The sequence below is a fragment of the Enterococcus sp. DIV1537a genome (assembly GCF_051712085.1).
In the GTDB taxonomy this organism is placed as follows: Bacteria; Bacillota; Bacilli; order Lactobacillales; family Enterococcaceae; genus Enterococcus; species Enterococcus faecalis.
The window spans coordinates 34563-50882 of the sequence record NZ_JBIOOE010000001.1; the positions used below are offsets into that span (position 1 = coordinate 34563).

The 16320-nt window shown below is 39.2% G+C and carries 15 protein-coding genes and 1 other annotated feature; of the genes, 10 read left to right on the forward strand and 5 right to left on the reverse strand.

Features of this window, described 5'->3' with window-relative positions; translation table 11 throughout:
• Positions 1-13: 13 nt before the first annotated feature.
• From IGJ41_RS00145 to IGJ41_RS00155, 3 genes are all read right to left on the reverse strand, one after another.
• On the reverse strand, positions 14-2629 hold the full coding sequence (locus IGJ41_RS00145) for a YfhO family protein (RefSeq protein WP_289855313.1): 2616 nt from the start codon (positions 2627-2629) through the stop codon (positions 14-16).
• Between the two features lie 583 nt (positions 2630-3212).
• A complete protein-coding gene (locus IGJ41_RS00150; RefSeq protein WP_156248593.1) occupies positions 3213-3722 on the reverse strand; it encodes a ClbS/DfsB family four-helix bundle protein in 510 nt (169 codons plus the stop codon).
• Positions 3723-3729: 7 nt separating this feature from the next.
• Entirely contained in the window at positions 3730-4197 is a 468-nt protein-coding gene (locus tag IGJ41_RS00155; RefSeq protein ID WP_002364587.1) for a VOC family protein, read from the reverse strand.
• Between the two features lie 64 nt (positions 4198-4261).
• Here IGJ41_RS00155 and IGJ41_RS00160 point away from each other — a divergent pair, with 64 nt between their 5' ends.
• Positions 4262-5209: a helix-turn-helix transcriptional regulator gene (locus tag IGJ41_RS00160; RefSeq protein WP_002385468.1), complete on the forward strand. Its 948-nt coding sequence runs from the start codon at positions 4262-4264 to the stop codon at positions 5207-5209.
• 91 nt (positions 5210-5300) lie between these two features.
• On the opposite strand, the gene IGJ41_RS00165 is transcribed toward IGJ41_RS00160, so the two are convergent.
• Both IGJ41_RS00165 and proB read right to left on the reverse strand, forming a co-directional pair.
• On the reverse strand, positions 5301-6554 hold the full coding sequence (locus IGJ41_RS00165) for a glutamate-5-semialdehyde dehydrogenase (protein WP_438713619.1): 1254 nt from the start codon (positions 6552-6554) through the stop codon (positions 5301-5303).
• The gene (gene proB, locus IGJ41_RS00170) at positions 6541-7356 is read right to left on the reverse strand and encodes a glutamate 5-kinase (protein WP_002389550.1); all 816 of its coding nucleotides are present in this window, start codon (positions 7354-7356) and stop codon (positions 6541-6543) included. The genes IGJ41_RS00165 and proB overlap by 14 nt, the downstream gene beginning before the upstream one ends.
• A gap of 319 nt (positions 7357-7675) precedes the next feature.
• Between proB and IGJ41_RS00175 the strand changes: the two genes are divergently transcribed.
• The 9 genes from IGJ41_RS00175 to rlmB all read left to right on the forward strand — a co-directional run bounded on the left by IGJ41_RS00175 (position 7676) and on the right by rlmB (position 16316).
• Positions 7676-8161 carry a dUTP diphosphatase gene (locus IGJ41_RS00175; protein ID WP_002367569.1) on the forward strand — a complete coding sequence of 162 codons (486 nt, stop codon included), beginning with the start codon at positions 7676-7678 and terminating at the stop codon, positions 8159-8161.
• Positions 8162-8239: 78 nt separating this feature from the next.
• Positions 8240-9610 carry a DNA repair protein RadA gene (radA, locus tag IGJ41_RS00180; RefSeq protein ID WP_002356050.1) on the forward strand — a complete coding sequence of 457 codons (1371 nt, stop codon included), beginning with the start codon at positions 8240-8242 and terminating at the stop codon, positions 9608-9610.
• A 103-nt stretch (positions 9611-9713) separates the two neighbouring features.
• Entirely contained in the window at positions 9714-10859 is a 1146-nt protein-coding gene (locus IGJ41_RS00185; RefSeq protein WP_002368622.1) for a PIN/TRAM domain-containing protein, read from the forward strand.
• 18 nt (positions 10860-10877) lie between these two features.
• Complete coding sequence (gene ispF / locus IGJ41_RS00190) at positions 10878-11351, forward strand: 2-C-methyl-D-erythritol 2,4-cyclodiphosphate synthase (protein WP_002367570.1); 474 nt, start codon at positions 10878-10880, stop codon at positions 11349-11351.
• A 51-nt stretch (positions 11352-11402) separates the two neighbouring features.
• On the forward strand, positions 11403-12860 hold the full coding sequence (gene gltX / locus IGJ41_RS00195; protein WP_010707928.1) for a glutamate--tRNA ligase: 1458 nt from the start codon (positions 11403-11405) through the stop codon (positions 12858-12860).
• Positions 12859-13065: a binding site (T-box leader), on the forward strand. It overlaps the preceding gene by 2 nt.
• 64 nt (positions 13066-13129) lie before the next feature.
• Positions 13130-13669 carry a serine O-acetyltransferase EpsC gene (gene epsC, locus IGJ41_RS00200; protein WP_002356054.1) on the forward strand — a complete coding sequence of 180 codons (540 nt, stop codon included), beginning with the start codon at positions 13130-13132 and terminating at the stop codon, positions 13667-13669.
• Positions 13662-15074 (forward strand): cysteine--tRNA ligase, encoded by a 1413-nt coding sequence (gene cysS, locus IGJ41_RS00205; RefSeq protein WP_438713622.1) that lies wholly within the window; start codon positions 13662-13664, stop codon positions 15072-15074. Before epsC ends, cysS begins: the two co-directional genes overlap by 8 nt.
• Entirely contained in the window at positions 15071-15469 is a 399-nt protein-coding gene (locus IGJ41_RS00210) for a Mini-ribonuclease 3 (protein ID WP_002356056.1), read from the forward strand. Before cysS ends, IGJ41_RS00210 begins: the two co-directional genes overlap by 4 nt.
• Positions 15459-16316, forward strand: a complete 858-nt coding sequence (rlmB, locus tag IGJ41_RS00215; RefSeq protein ID WP_153853737.1) for a 23S rRNA (guanosine(2251)-2'-O)-methyltransferase RlmB — start codon at positions 15459-15461, stop codon at positions 16314-16316. Before IGJ41_RS00210 ends, rlmB begins: the two co-directional genes overlap by 11 nt.
• The last annotated feature ends 4 nt before the right edge of the window (positions 16317-16320 follow it).

A 16320-nucleotide genomic window follows, 5' to 3' on the forward strand; every position in this document is an offset into this window, starting at 1 on the left:
ATCGCGTGATTTTTTATTTGTCTTCTTTTTTACGGTTTCGTCTAGCAGGAATCAAGGTTACGTAGGCAACGAAACCACCAGTACATAGAACGAATAACACGATGCCAGGAATCAATCCTTCTGGTAAATAAGAGAACTGAATAGTATGGGTTCCAGCGCTGACAGGAACGCTTAGAAAGGCATCTTTAAAGGCTTTTGGGGTAACTTTTTTGCCATCAATTTTGACACGCCAACCTTTGTCATAAGGAATTGTAGTGACGAGTACTTGATCTTTGTCGGCGGTAAAGGTACCTGAAGCAGAGCATTTGCCAGTGGTTAAATCAACGCCTTTTTCTTGCACGGCGGAAATGGCTTTTTCAAATGCATTGGTATTTAAACCAACCACTTGCGGCTGAACAAAACTTACTGCTTTGGTTCCATAAAAACTTACTTTGAAGTTAACAGTTGTATCTTTTGGATAGTAGCCTAAATTATAATATTGGCCAGTAATGCCAATTTGTGATTGCTGACTTGAGCCGTTCACGGTGACCGTCGCAGTGGAACTTTCCAATTGAGCAAAATCTGTTGGGAATAAACTCAAATAAGCTTGCGTATTGGCGGGCACATTGACTGTATAAGAAATCTCTTTGGCTACGTTATGTTGTTTCTCCGTAAAAGTTACGCCAGCTGTATTTTGCGTAATTGTCACGTTATTTTGAAGCGTCATCGTTGGTTGATAAAAGGTAAAATACCGTTCATTAGTATTGGCTAAAGCATTTAGTAAATTTGTTTGACTACCTAAATTATCATTGAGAGGTTGCCGGACATTGTAAATCTCTTTGTCTGCTAAAAATCCTAACGGCAAAGCATTTTCGTTACGATAAAGCTGATATTTACCAGCAGCAGCTTGTCGCTCAAAGCCGAATTTCATTGGATTATTTTCAGCAATATTGTATTTAATGCCCATCAAAGCATCCATTAACAAGGTATTATTTTGGTAACGAATATTTAAATTCGTGCCTCGTGAGCGGAAACCTAAGGCGTTTAGGTATGTTGAAGAATGTCGGTTCCGTACGGAAGAAAACATGCTAATGCCACTGTAGCCATAGTTAATGCCGTCATTGGCCGAAACACCATTTAAATTTTCCAAGCGGTAAAAGGTATCATTTTCTTTTTTTGTTTGATCGACTAGATTTTTTAAGTCAGGATAAGGCTCAGAATACAAGCTTCGTGATGCGTAGTTCCAATCATCTAAAATACCAGTGACCATCGCCCGTGTATTAATGATTGCTTCACCAGAAACGAGCAGCAATAACAAAATCACTAAGTATTGCATAGGCGCTTTTTTCAATTGATAAAAAGCAATCCCGAAAAAGTATAATAGCAAAAAAGTTGCCGTTAATACGAAAGAGGTTAAAGTCACATACGTATAACTAGTAGCACCTTTTGTGCCCATTGCAAGAGCAAAAATTGCTAAAAGAATCAAAATCAAGCCGCTTAAGACGCCGAGATCATCCTTTTCAAATTTCTCCCAACCATAACCAGCAAGCAAAATAACTAGGAATGAAAAGAGGAAACTATAGCGAAAAAGAAACATGTTCGGCGCATGCATGCCGTGCCAGAATAAATTTAAGGGCGTGATGTAAAAGCTAGCAATCAATAGGACAAACAAACTGCCAAAAAGTAGTTTGTTTTTCAATGGAACTTCTTTCGTAACGAAATAGAAGAGACAAAAAATCAAAGGCAACAACCCAATGTAAATAAAAGGAATGGACCCATATTTGGTTGTATCGTAAACGCCAATCATATTTTTTATAATAATATCTAAAAAGGCAGTCGCTTCTGTTTTAAAGGTTGTAATTTCAGAAAGAGTTTCACCATTGGTTCGTAAATCTAAGACAGCAGGTAAGACCATAATCATGGATGCTCCACCAGCTAAAAGAGAAGTAGTAAAATACGCAACGATTCGAGATTTATATCGTTGCCAGTCTGTAAACGTTCGTGCAAAATAGTACAGGAAGGAAAACAACCCAATCATAAAGCCAAAATAATAATTTGTAATGAAAAGCAAGAAATAACTGACAAACAATAATGTCGGTTTTCGTTGGTCCATTAAACGATGAATTCCTAAAATTACGAGTGGCAGATAAATAAAGGCATCCAGCCACATAATTAATTCTGAATGGGCCACAATAAAGGACATTAGCGCATAAGACACACTTAAAGTCACATGGGACCATTTAGGAATCTTAAAGGTTTGTTTTGCCAAGAACCAAAAACTCAAGCCAGCACTCCCAATTTTCAACAACGTTAGGAAATAGAGCGCATCAGGCATGTTTTGATTGTTAAAGAAAAAGACAAGCGGCGTAAATAAGCCACCAAGATAATAGGAAATTAAGGACAAGTAGTTTAGTCCCAAAGAAGCATTCCACGTATAGAAAAGACTTTGTTTTCCATGAAGAACATTGTTAAAGCTTGCGTGAAAATTTGAAAATTGAGAAAAGGCATCGCTGGCTAAAACACTGCGACTACTTCCTGGATAAATCCCAATACTCAAATAGATAATTGCCATAATTAAAAAAGGAATGAAGAAACTGGCTAACATATAAGGCCAGTTGTTTTTTAAAAACTGCCTACTTTTATTTTTCATAAATAACCTCACCTGATTTTTCGAAAGTACCTATAGTTTATCATACTCTTTATTTGATGTACCAATAGAAGAAAAACTTTAAAATTTTATTAGGATCCTAAGGGTGGGGGGAAACGATTTTCCTACACTCAAGCTAGCTTCTAGCGAGGGATTAAAAGACTCTCAAACGGTTATATGAAGTCGATTTTCCAATCACCACATCAAACAACGAATATTCTCCGAAAAATTGCTGAAAACACCCTGTGGATAACTTTGTGCATAACTCTGTTGAAAACCACAAAAAAGCTTTTTATCTCGGTTTATCCACAAGGATAAGTTTTCGAGTTGCTAAAAAAAATAGACGCAAGTTCAGAAGGGCTGCTTGCTAAAAGTAAAGGAGCCCCTAAAGTTGAAAGAAGATGAAAACGTTATTAAAACAACATTTTCATCTTCTTTTCTCTAGAATTTACAAAGATTTAATGTCGAACAAATAAGCACTGTGGAAAAGTTTTTTGGAAAAAACAAGAAATTTCATCCACAAAGTTTTCTGTGGAGAATTTAAAAATGCTTGTCAAGCTTTTTTTGAAAAAATGTGGATAACTTTTTAAAGACACACTTTTTTCCATTTGCGAATTTGCGTTCGGAAACTAGTAAAAGGGGCAACGCTATTAATGTGAATCCATTTCCAAAGAGGCCATTGTGCTTTGGTAGTCGCCCAAGCCCGTTGTTGAGGTAAAAATAATTCGTCTTCGGAAAGCGAGTCAATCCAATGAAGTAATTTTTCTAAGATGTCTTGCAACGCAATCAGCTGACTTTCTAAACTCATTTGTCCATAGGTTTGATAAAATGATTGATAGAGAGCGCCCAGTTGATTCCATTTATAGCCTTCAGCTGGCGTTTGAACGGTCAGACCACGTTGTTCTTGTTCTTCCCAAGAAAGCAGCAAGTTGAGCCAGCCTAATTGATAGGCTAAGTTCTCTGAAGGTGTTTTAGCTACTGTTTCAATTCGGTGATCTTTAAGTGTTTCAGGAATTTCTGCAAATTCAGCTGAATATTTTTGTGAAGCTATTTGAATGGCCTCAATCAAGGCTTCTTTTGATTCATAGGTTCGCATTCTTCGGCTAACGTCCTTTCTTGGTAGGATCTGCTTGTTTTTCTTGAGTAATTTGAGTGACTAAACCAAAAGGATCTTTCACAATCGCATAAAATGTTGCAAATTCATTTTCAATTGGTTCTTGGATAATACAGGATTCGGGATGGCGCGTGAGTTTTTCAAAAATTGTTTTGGCAGAGTGACGGCTATTGACGGTTAAGCTGAGGGTCAATTGTTCTGTGGGCGTGGTATTCATTCCTGCAAACAAAGGATTATCAGCTAGTTGTAATTGAAAAGTGTCCATTTGTAAAATCGAGTGAGAAAGCCAGTGTTCTTCGCCAGCGGGAATGGTCAAAGAAGGATTTAAACGCTCTTTAAATTCTTGATTAGTAATTTTAAAAAGAATATCACCAGCAAAGGCTTCTTGGTAAAACGTCAAGGCTTCCGTTGCTCGTCCGTTTAAGACCATAAAAAGGGCAAATTGTGTGTTTTTCATTGTTTGAACCTCCTAAGATTGATAAGATAAGCATAACAATAAAAGGTGTCAAAAAGTGACACCGATGGAGGGGAAAATGAAAAAATCAGAACGTTTAAATCAGGAACTTTTTTTCTTGAGAACCCATCCTCAGTTTAATTTAAATCAGTTAATGAAAACTTTTGGGATTTCTAAAAGCACAGCTTTGCGGGATATTGAAGCTTTGGAAAATTTAGGCGTGCCGCTATATGTGGAGAATGGTCGTTATGGTGGCTATCGAGTTTTAAACAAACCGTTGTTGCCGCCGATTTATTTTAACGAAAATGAAGTGTTAGCGATCTTTTTTTCGTTACAATTACTGAAATTAGTCGCAGAGTCACCGTTTGGTCATTCCTATCAGCAAATTCAGCAAAAATTATTGCATTCTTTAGATGAACCAACCCAATTTAAAATCAGTCAAATGAGTAAGGTCGTCTATTACGAAGGGATTGAACAAGTAGAAGCACCAGGCAATTTAGAGCAGCTGTTTCATTGTATTTTGGCGCAACAAGTAATTCAGTTTAACTATACCAGATATGAAGCAACAACGAAAAAAATCTTACCAACCCGGTTAACTATTTTAGAAGGATATTGGTATTGTTCAGGCTATGATGTGACTAAAAAGGCTTGGCGTACTTACCGCTGTGATTTTATGGAGGCTATTCAGCAGTTAAACCAAACACTGGATTTTACGACTGAAGAACTGAAAGAATCGTATCGCCATCAACAAACGACGGCACGTACGATTCCATTTAAAGCAATCATTACAGAAAAAGGCAAAGAATTTTTTTATAAACATCGCTTTGACAATATTCAGTTGGAAGAAACGCCCACGCAGTGTTTTTTAGTTGGACAGATTCATCCAACAGAAACACAATTTTTAGCCAACTATTTTATGGGCTTTGGTGAAGAAGTGACAATTTTAGAGCCAGTCCAAGTGAAACAAGCGTATGTAGAAAGTATAATGAGGATTCAAAAAAAATATCAAGAATAGATTGTGGAACCGTGAACAATCTCATGTGTAAAAATGCACATTGGAGAGGAGAAAGAAAAACCCTTGATTTTTAAATCAAGGGTTTTTCTTTCTAAGAACGTGCTTGCCCATTTCCATAAATAACATATTTTGTCGAAGTAAGCTCTGCTAAGCCCATAGGTCCACGGGCATGTAATTTTTGCGTACTAATGCCGATTTCGGCGCCAAATCCAAATTCAAAACCGTCCGTGAAACGAGTTGAAGCATTCGCATAAACAGCGGCTGCATCCACTTGTTGTAAAAATTGTTGTGTGGCAAAGTAATTATCACTAATAATACTTTCAGAATGTTTTGTATTGTAGCGATTAATATGCTGGATGGCTTCGTCCAAAGAATCAACGACTTTCACTGCTAAGATAAAGTCGAGAAATTCCGTTTCCCAATCTTGTTCAGTCGCTGGCATGGCTTCTTCAAAAATTGCTAACGCACATTCATCTGCCCGAAGTTCCACGTGAAACTCCTTCAAGGCTTTTTCAATTGTTGGTAAAAAGGCTTCAGCCACCTCTTGATGAATTAATAACGTTTCGGCGGCGTTACAGACAGAAGGACGTTGACATTTGGCATTGACAATAATTTCAGTTGCCATTGTTAACTGGGCGTCTTTGTCCACGTAAATATGACAATTGCCTGTTCCTGTTTCAATAACAGGAACAGTGGCCGTCGTCAAAACAGTTTTGATTAAGTTGGCGCCGCCACGTGGAATGAGGACATCCAAGTAGTCATTTAAGCGCATAAGTTGTTGGGCTGTTTCTCTAGAAGTATCATCAACAAATTGAATGAGATGGGGAGAAACGGCTTCTTGGATTAGCGCTTCTTGTAAAATTGTCACCAATATCTGATTGGAGTGAAACGCTTCTTTTCCGCCTCGAAGAATAACAGCATTTCCTGATTTGAAACAAAGGCTAGCGGCATCTGTTGTCACGTTTGGCCGCGATTCATAAATGATTCCAATAACACCTAAAGGCACGCGTTGTTGCCCAATTAACAGCCCCGCTTCATTGCGCCACATTTTATCTACTTCCCCAATTGGATCGGGTAGAGTAGCGACTTGACGTATGCCCTCGGCCATCGCTGTGATCCGTTCTTCTGTTAAACGTAAGCGGTCTTGCATTGTTTCAGAAATTCCGTGGGTAGCGGCTTGCTCTAAATCTAATGCGTTTGCTTGTAAAATGCGGGGCGCATTGGCTTCAATGGCTGCGGCCATTTTGTTTAACAAAGTATTTTTTTGACGAGTATCCATCAAGCCTAGCGTATAAGAGGCTTCTTTAGCTTGTTGCCCTAGTTGCTTTAAATCAGTCACTTTCATGCCCTCCTTTAATAAATAACGTACCGATATCTTTTCCTTCTAAAATTTCAAAGATGATTTTTGGCTGCTTTCCGTTTGCTAAAATCATCGCCTGTTGATTAGCTAACACACGTTCAGCGGCTTTTAATTTACTAGACATCCCACCAGTGCCAAAGCGGCTCCCCTTACCACCGGCTAATTGGAACAAGTCTTCATTAATTTCATTGATTTCAGAGAATAACGTGGCTTCTTTGTTGACAGTAGGGTTATCTGAAAAGAAACCATCAATATCTGATAACATAACTAACAAGTCAGCTTGAACAATTTGGCAGACAATGGCAGATAATTGATCGTTATCCCCGAACTTGGTTAAGTGATCCAATTCTTCAATTGCGACAGTATCATTTTCATTGACGATAGGAATAATATTCATTTTTAACAGTTGTTCAAAAGTATTGGTAACATTATTGCGACTTTCAGGATATTCAATAACATCACGTGTTAATAAAACTTGTGCCATTTGTTGGCTATAGGTTGAAAACCGCTGATTATAAATGTTCATTAATTCTGCTTGTCCGACTGCAGCGACTGCCTGTTGTTCTGGAATTGTCGTTGGACGCACAGATAGATTTAATTTATTCAGTCCGACACCAATTGCGCCAGAAGAAACTAAAATAATTTCTTTGCCTTGGTTGCTTAAATCACTCAAAGTAAAGGCTAATTGATCAATTGCTTTTAAGTTAATATTGCCATTGGGATAAATCAGAGAACTGGTTCCGACTTTGATCACAATTCGTTTGGCCTGTTGGAGTTTGTTTCTCATAAGTGCCTCGTTTCTTTTTACAGTAAAATTTGACACTCATTATAACAAAATCAGCGGCTACTAGAAAGTGCTAAATAATGAATAGTAAAGAAAGTTTAATGAAAGTGTGAACTTTTTGAGGGAATCTTGGGACTTTTTGGGATTTGGTCTGTTTATTTTAAGAGAAGATGATAGACTAAAAGAAGGAAAATAAACAAAAATTCTCCTCTTTTTTGCGTAGTCTAGATTAACTGGGCTTTTAGAAATGAGAAACTTACTAAAAACAACCAGAGTATCAGAGATTATGGTAAAATAGGAGTAGTTTAGACAGTAGGGGAGAATGAATATGAAACAACGTGGTTTTGAGATTATTTCTAAGTATCAAGAAGAGGGCTTGAGTGTCCCACAACGAGCAACAAAAGGTGCCGCGGGGTATGATTTTCAAGCAGCCGAAACGGTCGTTGTACCAAGTCTTTGGAAGTTACAACAAGCTGGAGAAAATCCCAAACCAATTTTAGTTAAAACAGGAATTAAGGCGTATATGCCTGATTCTGAATATTTAGAATTGGTAAGTCGTTCTTCGAACCCGCTAAAACGGTTCCTACTTTTAGCGAATGGTGTCGGAGTCATTGACAGTGATTATTATAATAACGAGAATAACGAAGGACATATCATGTTCCAATTTTTAAACTTTGGATATGAAGATGTTGTCATTGAAAAAGGTGAACGAATTGGCCAAGGGATTTTTAAGCCGTTTTTATTAGCGGATGATGACCAAGTCGATGCAGAAAGAACGGGCGGTTTTGGTTCGTCTGGACAAAAATAAAGCCCATTTTTTCAGTAGGCAACGTTATTCAAACCATTTAATAAATGTTAAAATAAACAACAGATAAGGAGATTCTACATGGCAAAAAAAGCAAAAGTTCAATTTGAATGTCAAAGCTGTGGGTATGTGTCTCCAAAATATCTCGGCCGCTGTCCTAATTGCGGACAATGGAATTCGATGGTGGAAGAGGTTATTCAAGATACTTCTGATCGTCGTGCTAGAGTAAGTTTGACTGGTAAAAAGACACAACCACAACGGTTATCTGAAGTCGTACCTAAAAAAGAGCCTCGTGTAAAAACTGAATTAGTGGAGCTGAATCGGGTTTTAGGTGGTGGCGTTGTTCCAGGTTCATTAGTTTTAATCGGTGGCGATCCCGGAATAGGTAAGTCAACATTGCTCTTACAAGTATCGCAACAATTAGCAGCCACAGGTGGCACGGTTTTATATGTTTCTGGTGAAGAAAGTGCTGAGCAAATTAAATTACGAGCGGAGCGTTTAGGCACCGTCAACGAGACATTTTACTTATACGCAGAAACAGATATGCACGAAATATCACGAGCCATTGAAAAATTAGAACCAGACTATGTCATTATTGACTCGATTCAAACAATGACGCAGCCAGATGTTACCAGCGTTGCTGGTAGTGTCAGTCAAGTCCGAGAAACAACTGCCGAATTATTGAAACTGGCAAAAACGAATGGGATTGCCATTTTTATTGTCGGACACGTAACGAAGGAAGGGTCTATCGCAGGGCCACGGATGTTGGAACATATGGTAGACACGGTTCTTTATTTTGAAGGAGATAAGCATCACACCTTTAGAATCTTACGGGCTGTCAAAAATCGGTTTGGCTCAACGAATGAGATTGGTATTTTTGAAATGCAGACACATGGATTGGTTGAAGTTATGAATCCTTCTCAGGTCTTTTTAGAAGAACGTTTAGAAGGAGCCACCGGATCTTCAATTGTGGTAGCAATGGAAGGTTCACGCCCCATTTTGGTGGAAATCCAAGCGTTAGTTACCCCAACGATGTTTGGCAATGCCAAGCGAACGACCACCGGGTTGGACTTTAATCGCGTTTCTTTAATCATGGCGGTTTTAGAAAAACGGGCAGGCCTTTTGTTACAAAACCAGGATGCGTATCTAAAAGCGGCTGGTGGAGTCAAAATTAATGAACCAGCTATTGATTTAGCGTTAGCAATCAGTATTGCTTCTAGCTATAAAGAAAAAGGAACCTCATCTTCGGAATGTTTCATTGGTGAGATTGGTTTAACTGGTGAAATTCGCCGCGTGAATAGTATTGAACAACGAGTGCGTGAAGCGCAAAAACTAGGCTTTACAAAAGTCTATGTCCCTAAAAATAACCTTGGTGGCTGGGAAGCGCCTGAAGGGATTGAAATTATTGGCGTTTCAACAATTGGTGAAACGTTAAGAAAAGTTTTTAAATAATGAAAAAAGTAGAAATAATCCGTTTAGGTTGTTGGTGGCGTATGATTTTTGTACGCCCCACAACACTAGACGTCTTTATTAAATAAACGAGGAGGATGGCTATATGCAAAAACGAATCATCACGTTGCTGATGATCATTGCTGGTGCAAGTTTAGGAATTTCTCTTTTCCCAATGGCTTGGGAAATGGCTAAGCAAGGCAATAACAGTTGGTTAAACAATAACTTTACGAACGGATTAATCGGTGCAATTATTTTCTTTATTTTATCTTTAGGGTTAGCAAAGTATATTGTTTCCGCTGTCAAAAAAATCGAAGCAGCTTTAAATGAAATGAGTTTAACCTATTTATTATTTGGAAGTATTGGTGCCATCATTGGTTTAACAATTGGTGTCATTATTTCCATTCCAATGTACAACTTACAAATTCCTGTCGTGAATAGTTTACTACCAATTCTAGTTATGATTATTCTGGGTTACTTAGGTTTCCGAATGGGAACAACACGGATTGAGGAGTGGAAAAAAGTTTTTACACCTCGCCAAAAGAAAGCAAATACGGAAGACACCGAAGGACAAATGTTGGAACGTAAAGTGGAAGACAACTTCCATAAATACAAAATTTTAGACACCAGTGTCATCATTGATGGCAGAATCTACGATATCGCGAAAACAGGCTTTTTAGAAGGTGTTTTGCTCATCCCTAACTTTGTTTTATATGAATTACAATACATTGCTGATTCTGGAGACAGTTTAAAACGGGTGAGAGGTCGTCGTGGCTTAGATATTTTAAATGCTTTACAAAAAGAAGAAGGTATCTCCGTTGAGATGTATGACGGAGATTTCGAGGATATCTCTGAAGTAGACAGTAAATTAATCAAATTAGCAAAATTATTAGATGGCGTGGTTGTGACCAATGACTACAACTTAAATAAAGTCTCTGAATTTCAAAATGTGCCTGTTTTAAACATTAATGCTTTAGCTAATGCTGTGAAACCAGTGGTGATTCCAGGTGAAACGATGAATGTGATGGTTGTAAAAGCCGGAACAGAGCGTCAACAAGGGGTCGCTTACTTAGATGATGGCACAATGGTTGTGGTAGAAGATGGCCAGCATTACATGAATGAGCAAATCGAAGTGGTTGTTACAAGTGCTTTACAAACCGCAGCTGGGCGTATGATTTTTGCCAAACCGGCGCACGCGGGTCGCGGGATTAATGATCGCAAGGATAACCATCCTAAAAACGATAAAAATTAAGCAAAGTGAGGACTTAGTATGATTCGAATCGGTCAAGGTTTTGATGTTCATCAATTAGTTCCGCAACGACCTTTAATTATTGGTGGGGTTACTCTTCCTTATGAAAAAGGTCTGTTAGGTCACTCAGATGCCGATGTTTTAACACATGCAATTATTGATGCAATCCTTGGTGCCGCTGGTCTGGGTGATATTGGACAACTGTTTCCCGAAACCGATCCGCAGTTCAAAAATGCGAATTCTGTAAACTTATTAAAAAAAGTAAATGAAAAAGTTGGGCGGTCGGGCTTTACTATTGGCAATATTGATTGTACAATTTTAGCGGAAGAGCCAAAGATGAGCCCATACTTGGCAGAGATGAAAAAGAATCTAGCCGCGAGTTGCCACTTAGCGGTCACACAAGTGAACATTAAGGCAACGACCATGGAAACGATGGGCTTTGTTGGTAAAAAAGAAGGAATCGGCGCAATTGCCGTTGCTTTATTGGAAAAATAACTGAAAACGACGTTAAACCGTCTGTTTTTAAAAATGGAAAGAGGAATGAACATGACGAAAGTTCGTGTGCGTTATGCACCAAGTCCAACTGGACACTTGCACATTGGGAATGCAAGAACAGCATTATTTAACTACTTATTTGCCCGCCACAATGACGGAGAATTTATCATTCGTATCGAGGATACCGACCAAAAACGGAACATCGAAGACGGCGAGAAAAGTCAGTTGGAAAACTTAGCATGGTTAGGGATGGAATGGGATGAATCACCTGCTCATCCGGGAGAATATGGTCCATATCGTCAATCAGAACGTAAAGAAATTTACCAACCATTGATTGATCAATTATTAAGTAGCAATCGTGCGTATAAGTGTTATTGTACGCCAGAAGAATTAGAAGCAGAACGTGAAGCACAACAAGCTCGTGGGGAAATGCCTCACTACGCAGGCACTTGTGCGAATTTAACACCTTCTGAACAAGCAGCCAAAGAAGCGGCTGGTCTAGAACCAGTGATTCGCTTCCGTGTGCCACGTAATACAGAATACAAATTTGATGACATCGTGAAAGGTGAAATTACTTTTGAGTCAGATAACATTGGTGGCGATTTTGTCATCCAAAAACGCGATGGGATGCCAACGTATAACTTTGCCGTTGCAGTAGATGATCACTTAATGAAAATTTCTCACGTTTTACGTGGCGATGATCACATTGCGAACACACCAAAACAATTAATGATTTACGAAGCGTTTGAATGGACACCACCTGTCTTTGGCCATATGACCTTAATCATTAATTCAGAAACTGGCAAAAAATTGAGCAAACGTGATGAAACAATTTTACAATTTATTGAACAATACCGTGAATTAGGTTACTTACCAGAAGCCATGTTCAACTTTATTGCTTTACTAGGATGGTCTCCTGTTGGCGAAGAAGAAATCTTCTCACAAGAAGACTTGATTAAATTGTTTGATGAACAACGCTTAAGCAAGTCACCAGCGGCCTTTGATGCGAAAAAATTAGAATGGATTAACAATCAATACATGAAACAAATGGACTTAAGTGAACTAACAGATATGTGTATTCCTTATTTAGTCGCTGACGGTCGTGTTGAAGAAAATCCATCTCCTGAAAAAATCGAATGGTTAAAACAATTAGTTAGCTTGTATCAACCACAAATGAGTTATGCAGCTGAAATTGTGGAACTATCAAACTTGTTCTTTAATGAACATCCAGTTTTAGATGATGCTGCAAAAGAATTCTTGCAAGGAGAAACAGTGCCAACTGTGTTACAGGCGTTTAAAGAACAATTAGAAGCCTTGGACGTTTTCGATGTGCCAAGTATTAAAGCAGCGATTAAAGCCGTCCAAAAAGAAACCGGCGTTAAAGGCAAAAACTTGTTTATGCCAATTCGAATTGCTGTTTCTGGACAAATGCATGGTCCTGAATTAGGCGAAACCATCGAGTTATTAGGCAAAGAAAAAGCATTAGATCATTTAAATAAAGTGTTATAAAAACACAAAGAATAGAAGAAGTAGACAATCAGATGGATTTCAGAGACGCTGTGGGTGGTGAGAACAGCGAGCATCTTTTGTCGAAATGCATCTATGAGTGGCTTCGGTGAAAAAAGTAACCGAAGACGTCGGCAGGCGTTAACTGTATCGAGGCAAGAGCTAGTTCTTGTGAAGAAAAGTGGAACCACGCATGGGCGTCTTTTAAGCAACGTTTTTTTGTTGCTTAAAAGACGTTTTTTATTTTTGTATAATAGAAAGGAGTTCACCCTATGAGTTGGTTGAAACGTAGCGTCGCAGCTGTTAAAAGAAACGATCCTGCAGCGCGGACTACACTAGAAGTTCTTTTAACGTATCCTGGCTTGCACGCCCTGTTTTGGCATCGCTTGTCTCATTTCTTATATAGGCATCAGTTGTTTTTGTTGGCGAAGATTCATGCACAATTTTGGCGTTTCATAACGGGCGTAGAAATTCATCCAGGAGCCACAATTGGTGCGGGGGTTTTTATCGATCACGGCATGGGCATTGTGATTGGGGAAACCGCGGAAATAGAAGAAGATGTTGTTTTGTTTCACGGAGTGACGTTAGGTGGGACCGGTCGTGATACGGGTAAACGCCATCCAACAGTGAAAAAAGGAGCGATGATTTCGGCACGAGCTCAAATTTTAGGGCCAGTTGTGATTGGTGAACGTTCAAAAATTGGGGCGGGTGCTGTTGTTATTTCAGACATCCCAGCAGATGCTACAGCTGTGGGTGTGCCTGCGAAAGTCGTTCGTCTAAATGGAAGAAAGGTGGAAAAAGGGCATGATTAAAATTTATAATACATTGACCAGAGAAAAAGAAGTATTTACGCCAATTGAGGCGCATAAAGTTCGGATGTACGTCTGCGGACCAACCGTGTATAACTATATCCATATCGGTAATGCGCGCAGTGCGATCGCCTTTGATACGATTCGTCGTTATTTTGAATATCGTGGGTATGAAGTGAATTATGTCTCGAACTTTACAGATGTCGATGATAAAATTATCAAGGCAGCTAAAGAATTGAAAATTACTGCGCCGGAAGTGGCGGAGCGTTTTATCAAAGCCTTTGAAGAAGACACGCAAGCATTGAATGTCCAACCAGCAACGTTACATCCTCGGGTGATGGACCACATGCCTGATATCTTAGCTTTCATCGAAGTTTTAATTGAAAAAGGTTTTGCTTATGAGGTCGCAGGTGATGTGTATTATCGCACCCGTAAATTCCCTAATTATGGTAAATTAAGCCATCAATCGATTGATGAATTAGAAGTGGGGGCAAGTCAACGAACTGGCGTTGAACAACAATTAAAAGAAGACCCATTGGATTTTGCTCTTTGGAAAAGTGCCAAAGAAGATGAAATTTCTTGGGATTCTCCTTGGGGGAAAGGACGTCCCGGCTGGCATATTGAATGCTCTGTCATGGCGACAAAACACTTGGGAGAGACGATTGATATTCATGGTGGTGGACAAGATTTAGAATTTCCACATCATGAGAATGAAATTGCACAGAGCGAAGCCAAAACAGGCCATACCTTTGCCAATTACTGGATGCATAACGGCTATGTCACAATTGGTGAAGACGATGAAAAAATGAGTAAATCCCTAGGCAACTTCATTACTGTTCATGAAATGATTCAAAAAGTGGATCCGCAAATTTTACGTTTCTTTATGTCCACCACCCAGTACCGTCGCCCGATTCGTTATAGCGAAAGCACTCTAAAAGAGGCAGCAGCCAATTATCAAAAATTGAAAAATGCGTTTGAAAATTTACGTTTTAGACAAGCAGATGCGGTCGCAAGTTTGCCAGAGGATGAACACTATTTGGCTCAATTAAACGAATTAGAACAACGTTTTATTATGGAAATGGACGATGATTTCAATGCAGCTAACGGGATTACGGTCGTTTATGAATTAGCGAAGATGATGAATCAGTATAGTGAACAAGCGACAGTTTCGGAACCAGTTCTAGTGGCGATGGATAAGCTTTTCAGTGGCTGGTTAGCTATTTTTGGTTTATTCTTTAAAAACGAAGAATTAGTGGATGCACAAGTCGATGCGTTAATTGAAGAACGGAACCAAGCACGGAAAGACCGTGATTTTGCCCGAAGTGATGAAATCCGCGATTTATTAAAAGAACAAGGCATTGTTTTAGAAGATACTCCGCAAGGGACGAGATGGAGAAGAAGTGAATGAGAGATTACAAACAATTAAACGGTTTAGCTTTGGCCTATGTTGGCGATGCGATTTATGAAATTTACATTCGTGATTATTTAGTTTCCTTGGGACAAACGAAACCGAATGTTTTGCATCGCATGGCGACACATTACGTGTCAGCAAAAGCCCAAGCAAGCTTAATGCAAGCGATGTTAGCGGGAGAAATGCTAACGGAGGAAGAAGAAGTGATGTACAAACGCGGTCGGAATGCTAAAAGTCACACCTTTGCCAAAAATGCTGATGTGACGACCTATCGGGTAGCGACCGGTTTCGAATCCTTGATGGGTTATTTACATTTAACACAACAAAAAGAACGTTTAGAAGAATTAATTAACTGGTGTATCAAGAAAGTAGGTGAAACCAATGAAAAATGAAAAATCTCGTCCTTTTAAAAAAGGTAAGAAACGTCCAGAACGTTCAGATAAGCGTTCAAAAGAACGGAACCCACGACCAGCGACAGCAGGTGCTGATGGAACCTCAGAAGAGCTAGCAGATAACTTTGTCTTTGGTTTCCATGCCACTGTTGAGGCGTTGCAGCAAGGACGCGGGAATAAATTGTTTTTACAAGAAGATGCTCGTGGCGAGAAAATTGAGCAATTAAAACAAGCAGCGAAAGAACAGGCTGTTCCAGTTAAATGGGTGCCTAAAGCAAAATTAGATACGATGAGTGATCACGGCGTGCATCAAGGCATGGTTTTAGCAATCACGGCGTATCAATATTTAACTTTAGAAGAATTATTGGAACAAACAAAAGAAAAGACAGAAACACCATTTTTCCTAATTTTAGACAGTCTAGAGGACCCACATAACTTTGGCTCAATTTTGCGAACTGCTGATGCGACAGGCGTGGACGGTATTATCATTCCGAAACATCGTGCAGTGGGAATTACACCAACCGTAACCAAAGCATCAACAGGGGCCGTGGAACATATTCCAGTGGCTCGTGTAACGAATCTAGCGCAAAGTATTGCAACGCTAAAAGAGAATCAATTTTGGATTTTTGGTACAGATATGTCTGGGACGGATTATCGTCGCTGGAATACACAAGGCGCAATTGCCTTAATCATCGGAAATGAAGGTCGTGGCATGAGTCAAGGTCTTCATAAAGAAGTGGATGAATTATTAACGATTCCAATGACTGGACAAGTTCAAAGCTTAAACGCTGGTGTGGCTGCAGGCTTGCTAATGTATGAAGTCTATCGTGGCCGCAACCCATTATAGAAGA

Coding starts and splice junctions, on each gene's coding strand:
- IGJ41_RS00145 (WP_289855313.1), bottom strand. CDS start 2,629: ATGAAAAATAAAAGTAGGCAGTTTTTAAAAAACAACTGGCCTTATATG.
- IGJ41_RS00150 (WP_156248593.1), bottom strand. CDS start 3,722: ATGCGAACCTATGAATCAAAAGAAGCCTTGATTGAGGCCATTCAAATA.
- IGJ41_RS00155 (WP_002364587.1), bottom strand. CDS start 4,197: ATGAAAAACACACAATTTGCCCTTTTTATGGTCTTAAACGGACGAGCA.
- IGJ41_RS00160 (WP_002385468.1), top strand. CDS start 4,262: ATGGAGGGGAAAATGAAAAAATCAGAACGTTTAAATCAGGAACTTTTT.
- IGJ41_RS00165 (WP_438713619.1), bottom strand. CDS start 6,554: ATGAAAGTGACTGATTTAAAGCAACTAGGGCAACAAGCTAAAGAAGCC.
- proB (WP_002389550.1), bottom strand. CDS start 7,356: ATGAGAAACAAACTCCAACAGGCCAAACGAATTGTGATCAAAGTCGGA.
- IGJ41_RS00175 (WP_002367569.1), top strand. CDS start 7,676: ATGAATATGAAACAACGTGGTTTTGAGATTATTTCTAAGTATCAAGAA.
- radA (WP_002356050.1), top strand. CDS start 8,240: ATGGCAAAAAAAGCAAAAGTTCAATTTGAATGTCAAAGCTGTGGGTAT.
- IGJ41_RS00185 (WP_002368622.1), top strand. CDS start 9,714: ATGCAAAAACGAATCATCACGTTGCTGATGATCATTGCTGGTGCAAGT.
- ispF (WP_002367570.1), top strand. CDS start 10,878: ATGATTCGAATCGGTCAAGGTTTTGATGTTCATCAATTAGTTCCGCAA.
- gltX (WP_010707928.1), top strand. CDS start 11,403: ATGACGAAAGTTCGTGTGCGTTATGCACCAAGTCCAACTGGACACTTG.
- epsC (WP_002356054.1), top strand. CDS start 13,130: ATGAGTTGGTTGAAACGTAGCGTCGCAGCTGTTAAAAGAAACGATCCT.
- cysS (WP_438713622.1), top strand. CDS start 13,662: ATGATTAAAATTTATAATACATTGACCAGAGAAAAAGAAGTATTTACG.
- IGJ41_RS00210 (WP_002356056.1), top strand. CDS start 15,071: ATGAGAGATTACAAACAATTAAACGGTTTAGCTTTGGCCTATGTTGGC.
- rlmB (WP_153853737.1), top strand. CDS start 15,459: ATGAAAAATGAAAAATCTCGTCCTTTTAAAAAAGGTAAGAAACGTCCA.